The organism is Pedobacter sp. PACM 27299, assembly GCF_001412655.1.
In the GTDB taxonomy this organism is placed as follows: Bacteria; Bacteroidota; Bacteroidia; order Sphingobacteriales; family Sphingobacteriaceae; genus Pedobacter.
This window is the reverse complement of record NZ_CP012996.1, coordinates 3,838,705-3,852,001: the sequence shown is the minus strand read 5'-3', so window position 1 is coordinate 3,852,001 and position 13,297 is coordinate 3,838,705. Positions and strand designations below refer to the sequence as shown.

The window sequence follows — 13,297 nt, the reverse complement described above, 5'->3', positions numbered from 1 at the left end:
TTAGCGGGAACCGGAATTTCTTTGATCAACCCTAAACATATGAGCCCGGAGAAGATTGAAATGCTGAAAATTATTGCCGATCAGGTGATCAACCGCATTCAAACTTATCAGGCAATTAAGGAATTGAAAGGTCAGGTGAAAAATGCGAATGAAATAAAAAGTAAAGTTGCCCATGATATTCGCAGATCATTGGCAGGCATTATCGGCCTCTCTAGTATCATCTTACAGCAAGGGAATGAAAACAACCTGAGCGAAGTACTGGAATTTATTCAATTGATTCATAAAAGCAGCAAATCACTGCTGGAGTTAGCCGATGAAATTCTTAAGGAAGATGCACCATGCATATTTGCAATCTGGAAGGATCAGGCGCTTGTTTTAAGCTGAAAATACCTTTTCAGAAGACACTGGATTAATGAATTGCAAAACAAAGAAAAGCCTCGCTGAAACACATTTCAGCGAGGCTTGTTACATTTTAAACGCCTGCCTAGATAAAGTGATAAAGAAAAACAACATTACCGTTGTAAGCGGGTTTATCCTGCCCATTTATCTTTAAAGTAGCCTCAATCACTACCTTGGTTACGCCTCTTAAATCTACAATTGAAATTAATTTTGCCTTTAATTGTACCTCACTATTTACCAAAACTGGCTGCCCGAACTTGAAATTCTCAATGCCATAATTGATTTCCATTTTGATGTTGCGCACATCAGCAATCTGCTTCCAGAGGTAAGGTATTAAGGATAAGGTTAAATAGCCATGGGCGATAGTACCCCCAAATGGCCCTTCTTTGGCCGCCCTTTCCGGATCTACGTGGATCCACTGATGATCAAGCGTGGCATCAGCGAACTTATTAATCTGCTGCTGATCGATCGTATGCCAGTTGGAAACACCTATTTCTTTGCCCAGGTAGGACTTGTAGTCTTCGAAACTATTAATAATTTTCATTAGATATGATCGATTTGTCTGTAATAATTATCAAAACTGTTGGATGGTGAATGTATCTTTATTTGCTGAGGTAAAAGAATAACATGGCCTTTACGATCTGGCTCATTGATCTTTTTCCTGATACCCAATCTGCAATACTTTCGCGGTCAACACCGGTATCAAAAGCGATCTGTTTGATCCGTAGACCTTTTTCGTCCATCTTTTGTTCCAGCCATTTAGGATTGACTACACTAGTTGGGGAAGGTAAATAGGTTGCTGGAATGACCTGGATGTCAAATTTAGGAAGCCATTTGTCGAAAACTTCATGGGTTCTTTTCACCAGTGAAGCCTCAGTGGCGTATTTTCCAGATCTATTTTCTGCCTGACTAGTTTCAATTTGTATCGAATCTGCTTCCATAACAAGAATGCAGAAAGTAATATTTGACTGCTTTTTGTGAGTTTCAGCAGCCTGTTCTAACAAATCAACCTGCTGCTCATTTAACTGACTTTTAAGTTTTTCTATTCCAAGGATTACGCTCATTTTAATGCTCTGAATGTTGGCTGACTAATAACAGCTAAATACTGGACTTGTTTTTCAAAATGCAGCTCTGTTACGGATTTGCTTGATGCCCAGGTGGATAGCTTATTTGATTTTTTGCAAGGTGTTCAGGCATTGATCTTAGTTTAATGGTGAATGAAAAAACTATTGTTTCCCATCGGATGTTACAGGTTAAACAAATAGGATATGGAAGAGCAAAAAAATAAGGCCAACACACCAGGAATCCCTGATGAGAATAAACGACCAGGAGAAATCATAGCGGAATTGATGCAAAAAGAAAATGTCGACGAACAAGCGATTGCCGAAGCCCGTGAGGTAGTTGGCGATGATGAGTTAAAGATCAAGGAATACCTGATCAATAACCGGGGATTGTAGCGCTAATTTAGAAATGAAAATCGCAACTTATAACATCAATGGCATTAAGGGGCGCCTGAATAATTTACTCAGTTGGCTGGCTCAGGCGCAGCCAGATGTGGTATGTCTACAGGAATTGAAATGTGAACATCAGCATTTTCCGGAGCAGGCGATTCAGGAGGCTGGCTATCATTCGATTTGGAAGGGGGAGAAAAGCTGGAATGGCGTCGCAATTTTATCAAAAGAACCGATTCGCCAATTGCGGGATGATTTACCTGGCGAGGATAATTCCTTTACGCACAGTCGTTATCTGGAAGGATTCACATTCGGGATGGTCATCGGCTGTTTATATCTGCCCAATGGAAATCCTTACCCCGGACCTAAGTTTGAGTACAAGCTGCGATGGTTTAAACGCCTTGCTGCGCATGGTAAAACCTTATTGGGTACCAGGTTGCCGGTGATGTTAATAGGGGATTACAATGTCATTCCTACTGAACTGGATACTTATAAGCCAGAAAAATATGTTGACAATGCATTATTCAGGAAGGAGATCAGAGCTGCTTTTGCCAGGATTGTTGCCCAAGGCTGGACAGATGCGCTTCGGGAAATGTACCCAACAGAAAGGATTTACACCTTTTGGGACTACATGAGGAATGCTTATGGACGAGATGCCGGATTAAGACTCGATCATTTTTTATTAAGTCCGGAAGTCGCCAGCCGACTATTGTCAGCTGGTGTGGATAAAGAAGTACGTGGCTGGGAAAAGTCAAGCGATCATGCACCAGTTTGGATTGAATTGTCCAGGACTGGGAAAATGTAGTTAGAACAAAATATCATACAGCCTGTTATAAAAGAAATTCTCAGCACATGTTCAGCTTCTTTTTTAAAAGATATTACGCAATTTTAAGAATGGAGCACACATTGCTCAACAGGGCAAGGATTGCGATTTTGGTGCAGTTACTGTTTGCCTTCTCCATTATAAGTGTACTTCTTTTTGGCCTGTATTTCTTCCAGGAGCACAATATCCTGCTATATAGGATCAGTATTTTAATGGTTCTTTTCATTTCAGGACTGGTGATGATCTTTATGAAAGTTCCCTGGAAAAAGGTCGGACATTATTTCATTTTTTGTTTAACATGTTTCATTTTGTCGAACCTGATGCTGCTTAAAAATGGGATCAATATCGTGACTGTACAATATGTGATGATGATTGTTACTGGGGGCTATTATATCCTTGGTGGAGGCTGGGGGCTGTTTTATTCACTAGTAAATACTTTGCCGCTGGTACTGCTATTTACAGTTCAGCAATTTTATAGGCTTGAACTTCCCTTTGCTACACAATCCATAAATATTTACGCTTATAATTTTTCGATCATCATTAATTTCCTGATGCTGATTTTTATTCATTACTTTTTTTTTAGATCATTTAAAAGTACCAGTCAGAAAGAGCAGCTGTTGACTGCCAACCTGAAAAATTCCTTGGTGTCAGCGCAGAAAATTGCGGAAGATAAAACCAACTTTCTCTCCACCATGTCTCATGAACTCCGTACGCCTTTAAATGCAGTGATTGGAATCACCAATGTGCTTTTAGAAAATGACCCAAAAGCCGATCAAAAGGAAAACCTTGACATCCTGCATTTTTCCGCTGAAAACCTGATGTCAACCATAAATGATATTCTGAGTTTTAATCGGCTGGATGCAGGAATGGAAAAGCTGGAGCTGAATCCTTTTCGTCTGGATCAGCTATTGACAAATGTTTATGGGGCATTAAAATATAAGTCTTCTGCAAAAGGCCTTGACTTTTCATTGGTGGTAGATGATCGTTTGAAGGGAGTAATGCTTTTGGGTGATCAAGGCCGATTAACGCAGATCCTGTTTAATCTTGCCGGCAATGCCATTAAATTTACTGCTCATGGATTCGTTAAAATAAATGTGCACCTCGAAGAACTGATCCAGGAGATCTATACGATTAAATTTGAATTGAGTGATTCTGGTATTGGTATTCCAAAGACCCAAACTGAGTATGTTTTTGAACCTTATTTTCGTGCGAAACATGAACATAACAGGCAATACCATGGCACCGGACTTGGTTTAAGTATTGCCCGCAGACTGGTGTTCCTACATGGTGGAGAATTGACTTTTCAAAGTAGGGAAGGACACGGAACTACTTTCAAATTTCAGCTCAGTATGATGAAAGTTGAAAATTCAAAAGCGCAGGAAGATCAAGGTTTGCAACCTGCGGATATCGACATCAGTCATTTACGGATTTTAATTGCAGAAGACAATGAAATCAATGTGATGGTTTTGCAAAAAACACTGGCCAGATGGAATTTGAAAGGTGATGTTGCCGAGGATGGCCAGCTTGCTTTAAGGGCTGTGGAAAACGGGAATTATGATGTGGTATTCATGGATATTAATATGCCGGTAATGGATGGGTTTGAAGCTTCCAGAAGAATCCGGCAATTAAGCGATCCGGTCAAAAGCCGCATTTACATCATCGCTTTAACGGCTTCAATTGATATTTCTGTGGAGCTGCAGCCTGAATCTCAGTATCTCGATGATTTTATGCTGAAACCTTTTTATCCCGATGAGCTCAGAGATAAACTGGAAAATGTAGCCATACGTCATTGATTTAAAACCTCGTTGAAATATATTTCAACAAGGTTTTTTTATTTGAATTTAGTTCATCCATCATTGGCTGAACTAGACTTAATGGTAACCCAATATATTTAAAAGCTGCTCGCTGTTTTGTTTTTCAGAAAAGACAGTATATTCCAGGATACTATTCGGGTTACGATCAATAATTAGATGTTTCGGGGATGGAATCAGGCAATGATTTACACCTCCAAAGCCACTTAGTGCTTCCTGATAGGCCCCTGTATGTAGAAAAGCAATAAATTGTTCTTCTTCCGTGTCAGGCAGCATGATAAATTCATTCTCCGGAACATTAGGATAATAATCGGCACTGTCGCAGGTGAGGCCACCAAGGATAAATGGTTTAAGGTTTTTAGCCCAGTTATTGATCGGTAAAACCGGATATTCCTGATGAATGGCCCAGGTGTCTGGAAGATGGGTAATAAAGGATCCGTCAATGATCGCCCAGTTGAACTCATCAGCTGTCTTTTTCTCACAAATCCGGAAAATTGTACCAGTTGCTTCAGCAACCGTATATTTCCCAAATTCAGTAATGATATTTGGCTCCAGCACAGTTGCTTCATGGCAGATGGTTTGCACCGTTGAAATGATTCGGTAAACTAAAAAGGAAAGGTCAAAGTCGGAACTGATATGGCTTCGAAATGGCATTCCACCGCCAATATCTAAGGTGGTCAGTTTAGGATTCAATCTTTTCAATTGACAATAGAACCGTACAATCTCTTCCAGCACATTCCAATAATCATCGCTATTGTCCATCCCTTTTTCATTAAAGAAATGCAATGTACTCAGCTCCAATTTTTCATTTTTGCTGATCTCCTGCTGATAAAAACTGAGAATGTCTTCTGCTGACAAACCAAACCTTGATTTTCTATCATATCCAGCGATAAAACTTAAATTTAACCGGATGCCTATTCGAATAGGGGCTAAGCCTTTTGATTCCTGGAGATAATAAAGAAGCTCAGCTTTACTGTCTATGATGGGCATTACCGAGCAATATCCTTGTTGGATCATGGCTGTAATGCCTGCCTGATATTCTGGAGTTTTGTATCCGTTGCAAATAATTGGTGTTCGAGAGGTTATATTTCCCGCCTTTATCAAGGATCTGATCAGATCTATATCATAAGCTGAGGAGATTTCAATGCCGATATCGGATTGAATTGCCTTCTTCAGTATATGTTCGAAATGAGAACTTTTGGTACAATAATAATAACTGTATTTACCTTGATAATCCGTCCTTTCTATTGCCTTTTGAAAATACATTTTCATCATTTCAATTTGATTAGAAATGACAGGTAGATAGGTAAACCGCAATGGGCTGCCGTAATCTTTAGCTAGTTTTAGTAGATCTATATTTCTATAAAATAATTTATCTTCTTTTACATCGAATTCATCAGGAAGGTCAATCTCCTGATGTATCCATAGTCTTTCATTCATTCAAAAATCTCCGTTTTATAAGAGTGCGAAGTTATTTCTATTTTAACCTTGAATTCAGGTATAAAATCTATAATAAATAGTACTTTATGAATGAATCTGATTAGCTTTGGCTAACTTGGTTTTCCAGGTAAATGTTCCATTTGCTTTTTAAGGGTATCATTCTTTTTCCAAATATTTAATAGCTTTAGTTCTTGGAGGATTGCCGTAATGCGCTTCCATTTGTGCGGAATAACTGCCTGCCACCTGATCAAACCTTGTTTTCACCTGCTGGTATTTCTCTTCTTCCTGTTTTTGTGCATCATTTTTACCCTGACCGTTCAGGTTGCCCAGGTAAACACTGTCGGACACCCTTGTGCCATCCGCAGAAATAAAGGCAATATAAGGCTCTATCTGTTGATTCAGGACCTCTTCCCGCAGAGTAATGAAGCATTTTCCTTTCGATCTTATGGCAATGTTCAGGTATTCTTTATCAGCTCCGGTTTCCGAGCAGAGCATCACCATCACACTGTCGTTAGGTTGTAAATCCTCGTTATAGCTAGGATCCCAGCTAATTTCTAGTCCGCCGGTAACCTTGCTGATCTTTAGATCCGCAGTCTCTAACATGACACCCTGGCTCAGTTTTACTTTGGAGTAATCAACCTTAATATTGGGATATTCGCCTTTTAAAGTTTGTTTTTTATGGTAGGAGGTTGCTAAGTTATGTGCATTATACACTGTTCCCTTGGCCTGTAAACCATAACCGAGTTTGATAAAACTGCCCATTCTGCTGAGTATTTTGGTGGTTAGCTACATGTAAGTGGCTGATATTCAGTTTTGTGTAGCTCAGTCGATGTAGGTATAATGTTTGGGGTATTTGGCCATTGAGGCTATATTATTTAAAGTATTAAAAGAAAGTTTTTGAGGGTTTTTAAAGGGCTTGATAGGGATATAGGCCCATTTAGACCCTATCAACCTCCAAGCAATAAGCCACAAGAATCCTGATAAATAAGGGGTCAATACGGAGTCATGCAAGCCAGTAACGCTGCTCTGCATCGTTTTACGGAGTGGTTTTTTTCATGAACAGCACATTTCAGAAAGTATGGGTGTAAGCTGTGGCATACCTATTGCACGAGCTAAATTGAGAATGATGAAATGCAATTAAGAACCGAACTCGCAAAACGCTTTTTTTTAAGACTTTTTATTGGTGGACTACCACTAGCTTTTTTCGCAGGAGCGATGTTTGGCGACAGACAGAGCGGTAATAGTGGAATGTCTCCAAATATGGAGAAGTTTTTACCCGTTATTTTAGTAGTTGGCTGGATTGGATTGCTAATCGTCGAAGCTGTTTATCTTTTCGTAAAACAGCGAATTAGTGATGGATTAACCAGTGTTTATGTCGCCGCAGTTTTAGCCTTACTGTTTTTTTTAATCTTGTATTTAGATCATCTTTAGTAATTATTTAAATAAAATATAGGCTAGAAATCAAATGGATGATTCTATAAAATTACCTCTTAACTGATGATAAACACCAAATTATTAACAAATCTTTCTACTCCGAGAAAGGTGATACTGATGGCAGGGATTTTAACCCTTTTGATCAGCACCTGCGTAATTTTTCCCATTCAAAAAGAAGAAAGTAATTTCCTGGAGGATTTCACTTATACCTTTCTCGGCCTGTTTCTGGCGCTGTTGCTGCTGATGATTGGCTTGTTGGGCAAAGATTTTTTCAAAGGGCTCCTGTTCCTTTTCTTTAGCACTATTTTTGGTGGCGTTTGTTTTTATGTGGCTTATCCTCCTGTTACATTTGCAAGCTTTATCGCCGTTTGGCTGGGGGTGCCTTCTGGTGTGGTGACTGCGATCCTATTTATGATCGTTAATTTCTACTTTTTGAAGGATCTCAAACGTTATAAACTGCTCAAACAAATCATCGTTTATTTCATCATCCTGTTCATTGTTTCTGTATTATTTGGCTACGGTGGAGATTGGTCTTTTGAAATCTCTCAATATTTTAAAAATAGAACCTAGCTCAGAATTTAGAGGATCTTTTTATAGATTACTGACAAAAATATACTCAGGAACGAGTTTTAAAACACACAAATCGACAAAAAACTATTAATATGAACAAACTGCTCTTACCTCTTTTCCTGGTTTTAATTTTTGGCTGTGGGGATACTCAAAAAAAGAACAACATTACATTAGCAGATACATCCAGCTCATCAAATAAAGTGGAATCCATACAAAAAGATTCCCTTAAGCCTAGTCCAACCAAAACAGAAAATTCTGAAGCGGTGGTTCAAAATGAAATTAACGAGGAGTCTATTCAAAAAGCGATTGTCTACAGAAGTGACAGTTCGTTAAATATGTTCGAAAATATTAGGGCTGATTACAGGATTTTCGGCTATCAAAAGCCAGATACAAATTCTAAAAAACTGCTATTGGTTTCCATTTTTACAAATGATGTAAAAGACAATCCTTATCACTGCGAATATGGGGCCTATTATTCTTCTAATGCAATGGAAAATACACGCCTACAATATGTTAGAAAGACTGGCGACTTTATAGAAGCAAATTTAATAAAGAATGAGGTTATATTAACGCCCATTTTTTTCAGAAAAACTGGGTAGAATTTAAAGATTAAAATCATGAAGAGATTGTTTTTTTTAGTCGCTTTCCTCAGTATTTTGAACACAGGGAAAGCATCGCACCGCATGGATAAAACCAGTTTGATAGCGGTTGATTTTAATAAAACTTTTGTGGGCAGCATCAACCATAAAATTGATGTTGTTTTTAACTTGAAAAATATAAATGGTAAAATAACAGGCTTTTATTATTACCATAAAATCGGGATAGAGATCAACCTGACAGGAATTATTGATAATGGCGAATTGCTGCTGTATGAATTAGATGACCAGAATATTAAAAAAGCGAAAATTACAGGGAAACTCCTCAAGAACAGTTTTCTTGGCAGATGGGAAGACCTGTCCACAAAAAAGAACTTTCCAATCCAATTAGAGGAAACCAATAAAAGCATTCCCAGCTTGCCTAAAAAACTGTTGGGTACTTATAAATTTGATACTAAGACCGGCTGTCGTTTAACTCTAAAGATCTCAAAAATTAAGGGAACTTATGTTTACAGTTTTAATAGTTCAGTCAGGACCTTAAAAGGTAAAGTTACCTTTAGCAGGAGCCTGGATGAAAAATTGGTTTATATAAATTTAAACGGAATTGAATGGGCAGACAATACCGGCGCAATCAGCGATGGCGACCTTGATGCCGAGCCTAAAGAAACTTTGAACCTGCCTACATCTGTGGGGGGCCTATTAAGTGATGGAGAAATTACCATCCAAAATTCGGGTAATTCCATGAATGCTTATCTCAAAATTGGAGAATGTTCCGCAATGTATATTCAGCTTAAAAGGATCGGTGGATAACCTTTAAATTATCCATTATGTGTGTCAATAGCTTGGCCAATTGCGTTGACATCATTTTGATCCAATTTGCCTTCCAGCTGCTGCCAGGAATGAGGCTGATCGAATTTAAGGATCGCCAGTGTTTCTTTGTCTCTGGTGACTTTAAAGATTAATGCGCCTTCAGTACTGAGCGAAGCATCATCCACGGGAATAATAGTGAATGTTAATGGCTCCAATCCCTGGTTGATTTCTACCGATATGTTAAAACTTTTTTCCTGATAATCCATGACGAACGTGTTGTTTTATCAAATAAACAACCTGCAAGCTAAATTGTTAGTTCGCTGACGGTTCCCTGCGTGTTTAATTTTGAACTGCTGAAACCACTTGCAGCTGAGATTGTTTTTCTAGTACTAAAAATAACATCATGGATCCATTCAATATAATGATCAGCACCGGAAATGAGAAACTGGCCCCCCCCCTCATCCAATTTATGAATATGATGAAACCTCTGGGCATGCTGAAATTCTCTTACAGCAGGATGTAGTGCAGCAAATAGGAGCTCAAATCAAAATAGTGACAAATACGTAGCGAAGCTAATTGCTCAAACAGGACTTTCCTAACGAAATTTTGACGGAAACTTTGTCGCATAATACCTTATGTTTGTAAGCTAAATAGAAAACCGAATGCGATGAAAAATGCGAAGGAGGTGATTTAATGGAGTCTTAAAAACAAAACGGAATGAATTTACAGCGATTTTTTTATATGTTTATGATCATTTTGCTGATCAGCAGTTGCGGCCTCAGCAAAAAAGCCCAGCAGCAGACGACCTCATTTGATAATGGTATCGGGCAGGTAAAACACTTAGTGGTGATCTATATGGAAAACCGCAGTTTCGATAACCTATATGGAGAGTTCAAAGGGGCAAATGGTATTAAAAACGCTAAAAAAGGCAACTTTATACAAGTAGACGAGAATGGGAAGCCTTATCAATACTTGCCTGAAATCCCTAGAAACAATTCTTTCCCTACAAACTTGCCGAATGCAATGTTTAATATAGACCAATATGTTCCTTCGGATAAGGCGACGCCTGATGTGACGCACCGCTTCTTCCACAATAAACTGCAGATTAACGGCGGAAAGATGGATAAGTTTGCAGCATATAACGATTCAAAAGGACTGGCAATGGGTTATTACAACACGGAAAAAATACCCTTGTTCCCATTTGCCCAGAAATATACCCTATGTGATAATTTCTTTCAGAGTGTATTCGGCGGATCGTATTTTAACCACGTCTATCTGATCTCTGCTACTGCACCGGTTTGGCCGAATGCACCAGAATCATTGGTTGCGAAATTAGATGCTGATGGTAAAATAATCAAAGATGGTATCGTTACGCCTGATGGTTATGTGGTGAACCATGTTTATTCAAGAAATGCACCTTATCCTGCAAAATCAGATACGACTCAGTTATTGCCATCTCAAACTATGCCGACTATTGGCGACAAGCTAACAGAAAAAAATGTATCCTGGACCTGGTATTCTGAGGGATGGGATGATGCTGTGGCTGGAAGAAAAAATAACTTTGCTTATAACCACGAGCCTTTCCTTTATTTCACTAATTTTCAAGAGGGTAAAGAGGGCAGAACACACATGAAGGATCAAAATGACTTCATTAAAGCCGCGAAAGAAGGTGCCCTGCCAAGTGTTTCTTTTGTGAAACCAGGCGGTGGAAATGACGAACATCCAGGTGGCTCTGCTGTATATTCTTCAGAGCAGCTTGCGGTAAACCTAATCAATGCGGTATTAGACGGTCCTAATGGAAACGATGCCTTAGTAATCTTAACTTATGATGAGTTTGGTGGATTTTTTGACCACGTAGCGCCACCAGTTATCGACAGATGGGGGCCGGGAAGCCGTATTCCTGCAATTTTGATCGGCCCATTCGCAAAAAAGGGTTTTGTAGACCATACGCAATATGAGACCCTGAGTATTCTTTCTTTTATCGAACAGAGATGGGGAATTAAGCCATTGGCAGAAAGAGATAAAAATGCGAACCCATTCAGGAACGCTTTGACATTTAAATAAGTAAAATTGATCAGGAAGAAAGTAGGATATGTTAAGACCAGCGGAATAATAGCATTGCTGTTTGCCGGGCTATTTGTTGCCAGTTTTACCTCCGCTGATTCGAATGCTACTCAAGATAGACCGGCCAGTTCCCGGGAAATAAAGATTCAAAAAGAAGTTTACAGTCAGCTGGTATCCTTCCAGAATTATGTAAAAGATACCCTCTTAATGGAGGTCAGTAAAGATAGGCTTGACGAACAGCATGTTCGTCAGGCCTTTTTAAAATCAAGGTTACTGTTCAAAAAGTTTGAATGGGCGTCAGAATATTTTACTGCCGATCTGAGTAGGAGGTTAAATGGCCCTCCTGTAGAGGAAATTGAAAATGCGGATTTATTAGACCCTTCTTTAGCGCGTTCCATTGATCCGATTGGCTTACAGGTGATAGAGGAAATGATTTATCCGGAATATGATCAGGCAAGTAAAGTGAAACTCCTCACCGAAGTCAGGCATTTAATCTCAAATACAGACTACCTGATTTCTTATTTTCATGACCAACAGTTTGCCGATTGGCGGATTTTAGATGCGAGTAAGTTAGCCGTATTCAGGGTCATTACTTTGGGGATTACTGGATTTGACAATTCTATCGCTTTAAACAGTATTCCAGAGGCTGCTGAGTCCTTAAAAAGCTTAAGGAATATCCTTTCTTTGTATGCAAATAAAAAAGGAAACACGGCTTTGTTAAATGATCTCGATGCTGCCATCAATTACCTTAACCATCATCCTGATTTTAACTCCTTCGACAGAGCCGTATTTATTACACAGTTCGGAAATAAGGTGAGTGCGGGAATCGCAGAATTGGAACAGGCCCTGCCAGGTCCTAAGATTAAATATAACCGAATGCTGAGGCAGGATGCAAAAACATTGTTTGACACCAATGTATTTAATGCAGATGCATTTGCTCCGGGCCCTGAATTTCAGTTTACAGTAGCAAAAGCAAGCTTAGGTGAAAAACTGTTTTTTGATGCCGCATTATCTGGTAATGGCAGCAGAAGCTGTGCCTCTTGTCACCATCCTAATCTGGCTTTTACGGACGGATTAGCCAGGCAGACAGAAATTAATGACCCTGTAAAACTGTTGACGAGAAATGCGCCAACCTTGCTGAATGCTGCTTTACAATCCAACTATTTCTATGACATGAGGGCCCTAACGCTGGAGGATCAGGTGCGTGATGTGATCAGCAGCAAACAGGAAATGGATGGTTCGATGGATGCGATTATAAAGCATGTTACTGCGGATCAATCATACCAGTCGCTATTTGCAAAGACTTTTCCTGGAAATACAGAGAAAGGCATCAGCTCCGATCAGGTGACGAATGCCCTTGCTGCTTATGTTCGCAGCCTGGTTAAACTCAATAGCCGGTTTGATGAATATATGAGAGGTAATGAAAATGCCTTGTCAGCGGAAGAATTGAAAGGCTTTAACTTATTTATGGGAAAAGCGAAATGTGCCACCTGTCATTTTGCCCCTTTGTTTAATGGCGTTACGCCACCTAAATACATCACAAGTGAATCTGAAGTTTTAGGCGTGCCGGTGTCAGTAACAGATAAGACGCTGGACGCGGATGTAGGTTATTATGGCGTGATTGGGATTGATTCCTATAAACATGCGTTTAAAATTCCCAGCATCCGGAATATCAAAAAAACAGCACCTTATATGCACAATGGCGCTTACTCGACTTTAGACGAGGTCATGGAGTTTTATAATAAAGGGGGAGCTGCTGGACTAGGAATAAAACTGAGCAATCAAACACTTCCGGAGGAAAATCTGCAGCTCAGCGATCAGGAGAAAAAGGACATCATTGCTTTTATGGAGAGTTTAGAAAGTAAGTAAGCTTGCTGGATCCGTTTTGTGATATAAAAA

The 13,297-nt window shown here is 39.3% G+C and carries 15 protein-coding genes; 10 read left to right on the top strand and 5 right to left on the bottom strand.

Translation table 11 applies throughout. From position 1 onward, the window contains the following. Positions 1-39: 39 nt before the first annotated feature. Entirely contained in the window at positions 40-384 is a 345-nt protein-coding gene (locus tag AQ505_RS16100; RefSeq protein WP_157262419.1) for a histidine kinase dimerization/phospho-acceptor domain-containing protein, read from the top strand. A 100-nt stretch (positions 385-484) separates the two neighbouring features. Here the strand turns inward: AQ505_RS16100 and AQ505_RS16095 are convergent, their stop codons facing one another. Next, on the bottom strand, positions 485-943 hold the full coding sequence (locus AQ505_RS16095) for a MaoC family dehydratase (RefSeq protein WP_062549114.1): 459 nt from the start codon (positions 941-943) through the stop codon (positions 485-487). A gap of 58 nt (positions 944-1,001) precedes the next feature. Further along, entirely contained in the window at positions 1,002-1,463 is a 462-nt protein-coding gene (locus tag AQ505_RS16090; protein ID WP_062549113.1) for a helix-turn-helix domain-containing protein, read from the bottom strand. A gap of 204 nt (positions 1,464-1,667) precedes the next feature. Between AQ505_RS16090 and AQ505_RS16085 the strand changes: the two genes are divergently transcribed. The 3 genes from AQ505_RS16085 to AQ505_RS16075 all read left to right on the top strand — a co-directional run bounded on the left by AQ505_RS16085 (position 1,668) and on the right by AQ505_RS16075 (position 4,466). Further along, the gene (locus tag AQ505_RS16085; protein ID WP_062549112.1) at positions 1,668-1,856 is read left to right on the top strand and encodes a hypothetical protein; all 189 of its coding nucleotides are present in this window, start codon (positions 1,668-1,670) and stop codon (positions 1,854-1,856) included. Between the two features lie 13 nt (positions 1,857-1,869). Continuing rightward, positions 1,870-2,655, top strand: a complete 786-nt coding sequence (xth, locus tag AQ505_RS16080; RefSeq protein ID WP_062549111.1) for an exodeoxyribonuclease III — start codon at positions 1,870-1,872, stop codon at positions 2,653-2,655. 89 nt (positions 2,656-2,744) lie between these two features. Further along, the gene (locus tag AQ505_RS16075; RefSeq protein ID WP_062549110.1) at positions 2,745-4,466 is read left to right on the top strand and encodes an ATP-binding protein; all 1,722 of its coding nucleotides are present in this window, start codon (positions 2,745-2,747) and stop codon (positions 4,464-4,466) included. A 78-nt stretch (positions 4,467-4,544) separates the two neighbouring features. Here the strand turns inward: AQ505_RS16075 and AQ505_RS16070 are convergent, their stop codons facing one another. Then, positions 4,545-5,924 carry a hypothetical protein gene (locus tag AQ505_RS16070; RefSeq protein WP_062549109.1) on the bottom strand — a complete coding sequence of 460 codons (1,380 nt, stop codon included), beginning with the start codon at positions 5,922-5,924 and terminating at the stop codon, positions 4,545-4,547. A gap of 156 nt (positions 5,925-6,080) precedes the next feature. Continuing rightward, entirely contained in the window at positions 6,081-6,686 is a 606-nt protein-coding gene (locus AQ505_RS16065) for a DUF6266 family protein (RefSeq protein ID WP_062549108.1), read from the bottom strand. Positions 6,687-7,055: 369 nt separating this feature from the next. Here AQ505_RS16065 and AQ505_RS16060 point away from each other — a divergent pair, with 369 nt between their 5' ends. The 4 genes from AQ505_RS16060 (at position 7,056) to AQ505_RS16045 (ending at position 9,334) form a co-directional block, all read left to right on the top strand. Next, the gene (locus AQ505_RS16060) at positions 7,056-7,355 is read left to right on the top strand and encodes a hypothetical protein (RefSeq protein WP_062549107.1); all 300 of its coding nucleotides are present in this window, start codon (positions 7,056-7,058) and stop codon (positions 7,353-7,355) included. A gap of 66 nt (positions 7,356-7,421) precedes the next feature. Continuing rightward, entirely contained in the window at positions 7,422-7,928 is a 507-nt protein-coding gene (locus AQ505_RS16055) for a hypothetical protein (protein WP_062549106.1), read from the top strand. Positions 7,929-8,020: 92 nt separating this feature from the next. After that, positions 8,021-8,527 carry a hypothetical protein gene (locus tag AQ505_RS16050; protein ID WP_062549105.1) on the top strand — a complete coding sequence of 169 codons (507 nt, stop codon included), beginning with the start codon at positions 8,021-8,023 and terminating at the stop codon, positions 8,525-8,527. Between the two features lie 18 nt (positions 8,528-8,545). Then, complete coding sequence (locus AQ505_RS16045) at positions 8,546-9,334, top strand: hypothetical protein (protein ID WP_062549104.1); 789 nt, start codon at positions 8,546-8,548, stop codon at positions 9,332-9,334. Between the two features lie 8 nt (positions 9,335-9,342). Here AQ505_RS16045 and AQ505_RS16040 read toward each other — a convergent pair whose 3' ends face one another. Further along, a complete protein-coding gene (locus tag AQ505_RS16040) occupies positions 9,343-9,600 on the bottom strand; it encodes a hypothetical protein (RefSeq protein ID WP_062549103.1) in 258 nt (85 codons plus the stop codon). 451 nt (positions 9,601-10,051) lie between these two features. Here AQ505_RS16040 and AQ505_RS16035 point away from each other — a divergent pair, with 451 nt between their 5' ends. Together AQ505_RS16035 and AQ505_RS16030 are read left to right on the top strand one after the other, a co-directional pair. After that, positions 10,052-11,398: an alkaline phosphatase family protein gene (locus tag AQ505_RS16035; protein ID WP_062549102.1), complete on the top strand. Its 1,347-nt coding sequence runs from the start codon at positions 10,052-10,054 to the stop codon at positions 11,396-11,398. A gap of 6 nt (positions 11,399-11,404) precedes the next feature. After that, positions 11,405-13,267 (top strand): cytochrome-c peroxidase, encoded by a 1,863-nt coding sequence (locus AQ505_RS16030; RefSeq protein ID WP_197286197.1) that lies wholly within the window; start codon positions 11,405-11,407, stop codon positions 13,265-13,267. The last annotated feature ends 30 nt before the right edge of the window (positions 13,268-13,297 follow it).

What these genes read in the sequence shown, in the direction of transcription:
- AQ505_RS16060 (WP_062549107.1), top strand. Translation starts at nt 7,056, where the DNA reads ATGCAATTAAGAACCGAACTCGCAAAACGCTTTTTTTTAAGACTTTTT.
- AQ505_RS16100 (WP_157262419.1), top strand. Translation starts at nt 40, where the DNA reads ATGAGCCCGGAGAAGATTGAAATGCTGAAAATTATTGCCGATCAGGTG.
- AQ505_RS16095 (WP_062549114.1), bottom strand. Translation starts at nt 943, where the DNA reads ATGAAAATTATTAATAGTTTCGAAGACTACAAGTCCTACCTGGGCAAA.
- xth (WP_062549111.1), top strand. Translation starts at nt 1,870, where the DNA reads ATGAAAATCGCAACTTATAACATCAATGGCATTAAGGGGCGCCTGAAT.
- AQ505_RS16065 (WP_062549108.1), bottom strand. Translation starts at nt 6,686, where the DNA reads ATGGGCAGTTTTATCAAACTCGGTTATGGTTTACAGGCCAAGGGAACA.
- AQ505_RS16040 (WP_062549103.1), bottom strand. Translation starts at nt 9,600, where the DNA reads ATGGATTATCAGGAAAAAAGTTTTAACATATCGGTAGAAATCAACCAG.
- AQ505_RS16045 (WP_062549104.1), top strand. Translation starts at nt 8,546, where the DNA reads ATGAAGAGATTGTTTTTTTTAGTCGCTTTCCTCAGTATTTTGAACACA.
- AQ505_RS16070 (WP_062549109.1), bottom strand. Translation starts at nt 5,924, where the DNA reads ATGAATGAAAGACTATGGATACATCAGGAGATTGACCTTCCTGATGAA.
- AQ505_RS16075 (WP_062549110.1), top strand. Translation starts at nt 2,745, where the DNA reads ATGGAGCACACATTGCTCAACAGGGCAAGGATTGCGATTTTGGTGCAG.
- AQ505_RS16090 (WP_062549113.1), bottom strand. Translation starts at nt 1,463, where the DNA reads ATGAGCGTAATCCTTGGAATAGAAAAACTTAAAAGTCAGTTAAATGAG.
- AQ505_RS16050 (WP_062549105.1), top strand. Translation starts at nt 8,021, where the DNA reads ATGAACAAACTGCTCTTACCTCTTTTCCTGGTTTTAATTTTTGGCTGT.
- AQ505_RS16085 (WP_062549112.1), top strand. Translation starts at nt 1,668, where the DNA reads ATGGAAGAGCAAAAAAATAAGGCCAACACACCAGGAATCCCTGATGAG.
- AQ505_RS16035 (WP_062549102.1), top strand. Translation starts at nt 10,052, where the DNA reads ATGAATTTACAGCGATTTTTTTATATGTTTATGATCATTTTGCTGATC.
- AQ505_RS16055 (WP_062549106.1), top strand. Translation starts at nt 7,422, where the DNA reads ATGATAAACACCAAATTATTAACAAATCTTTCTACTCCGAGAAAGGTG.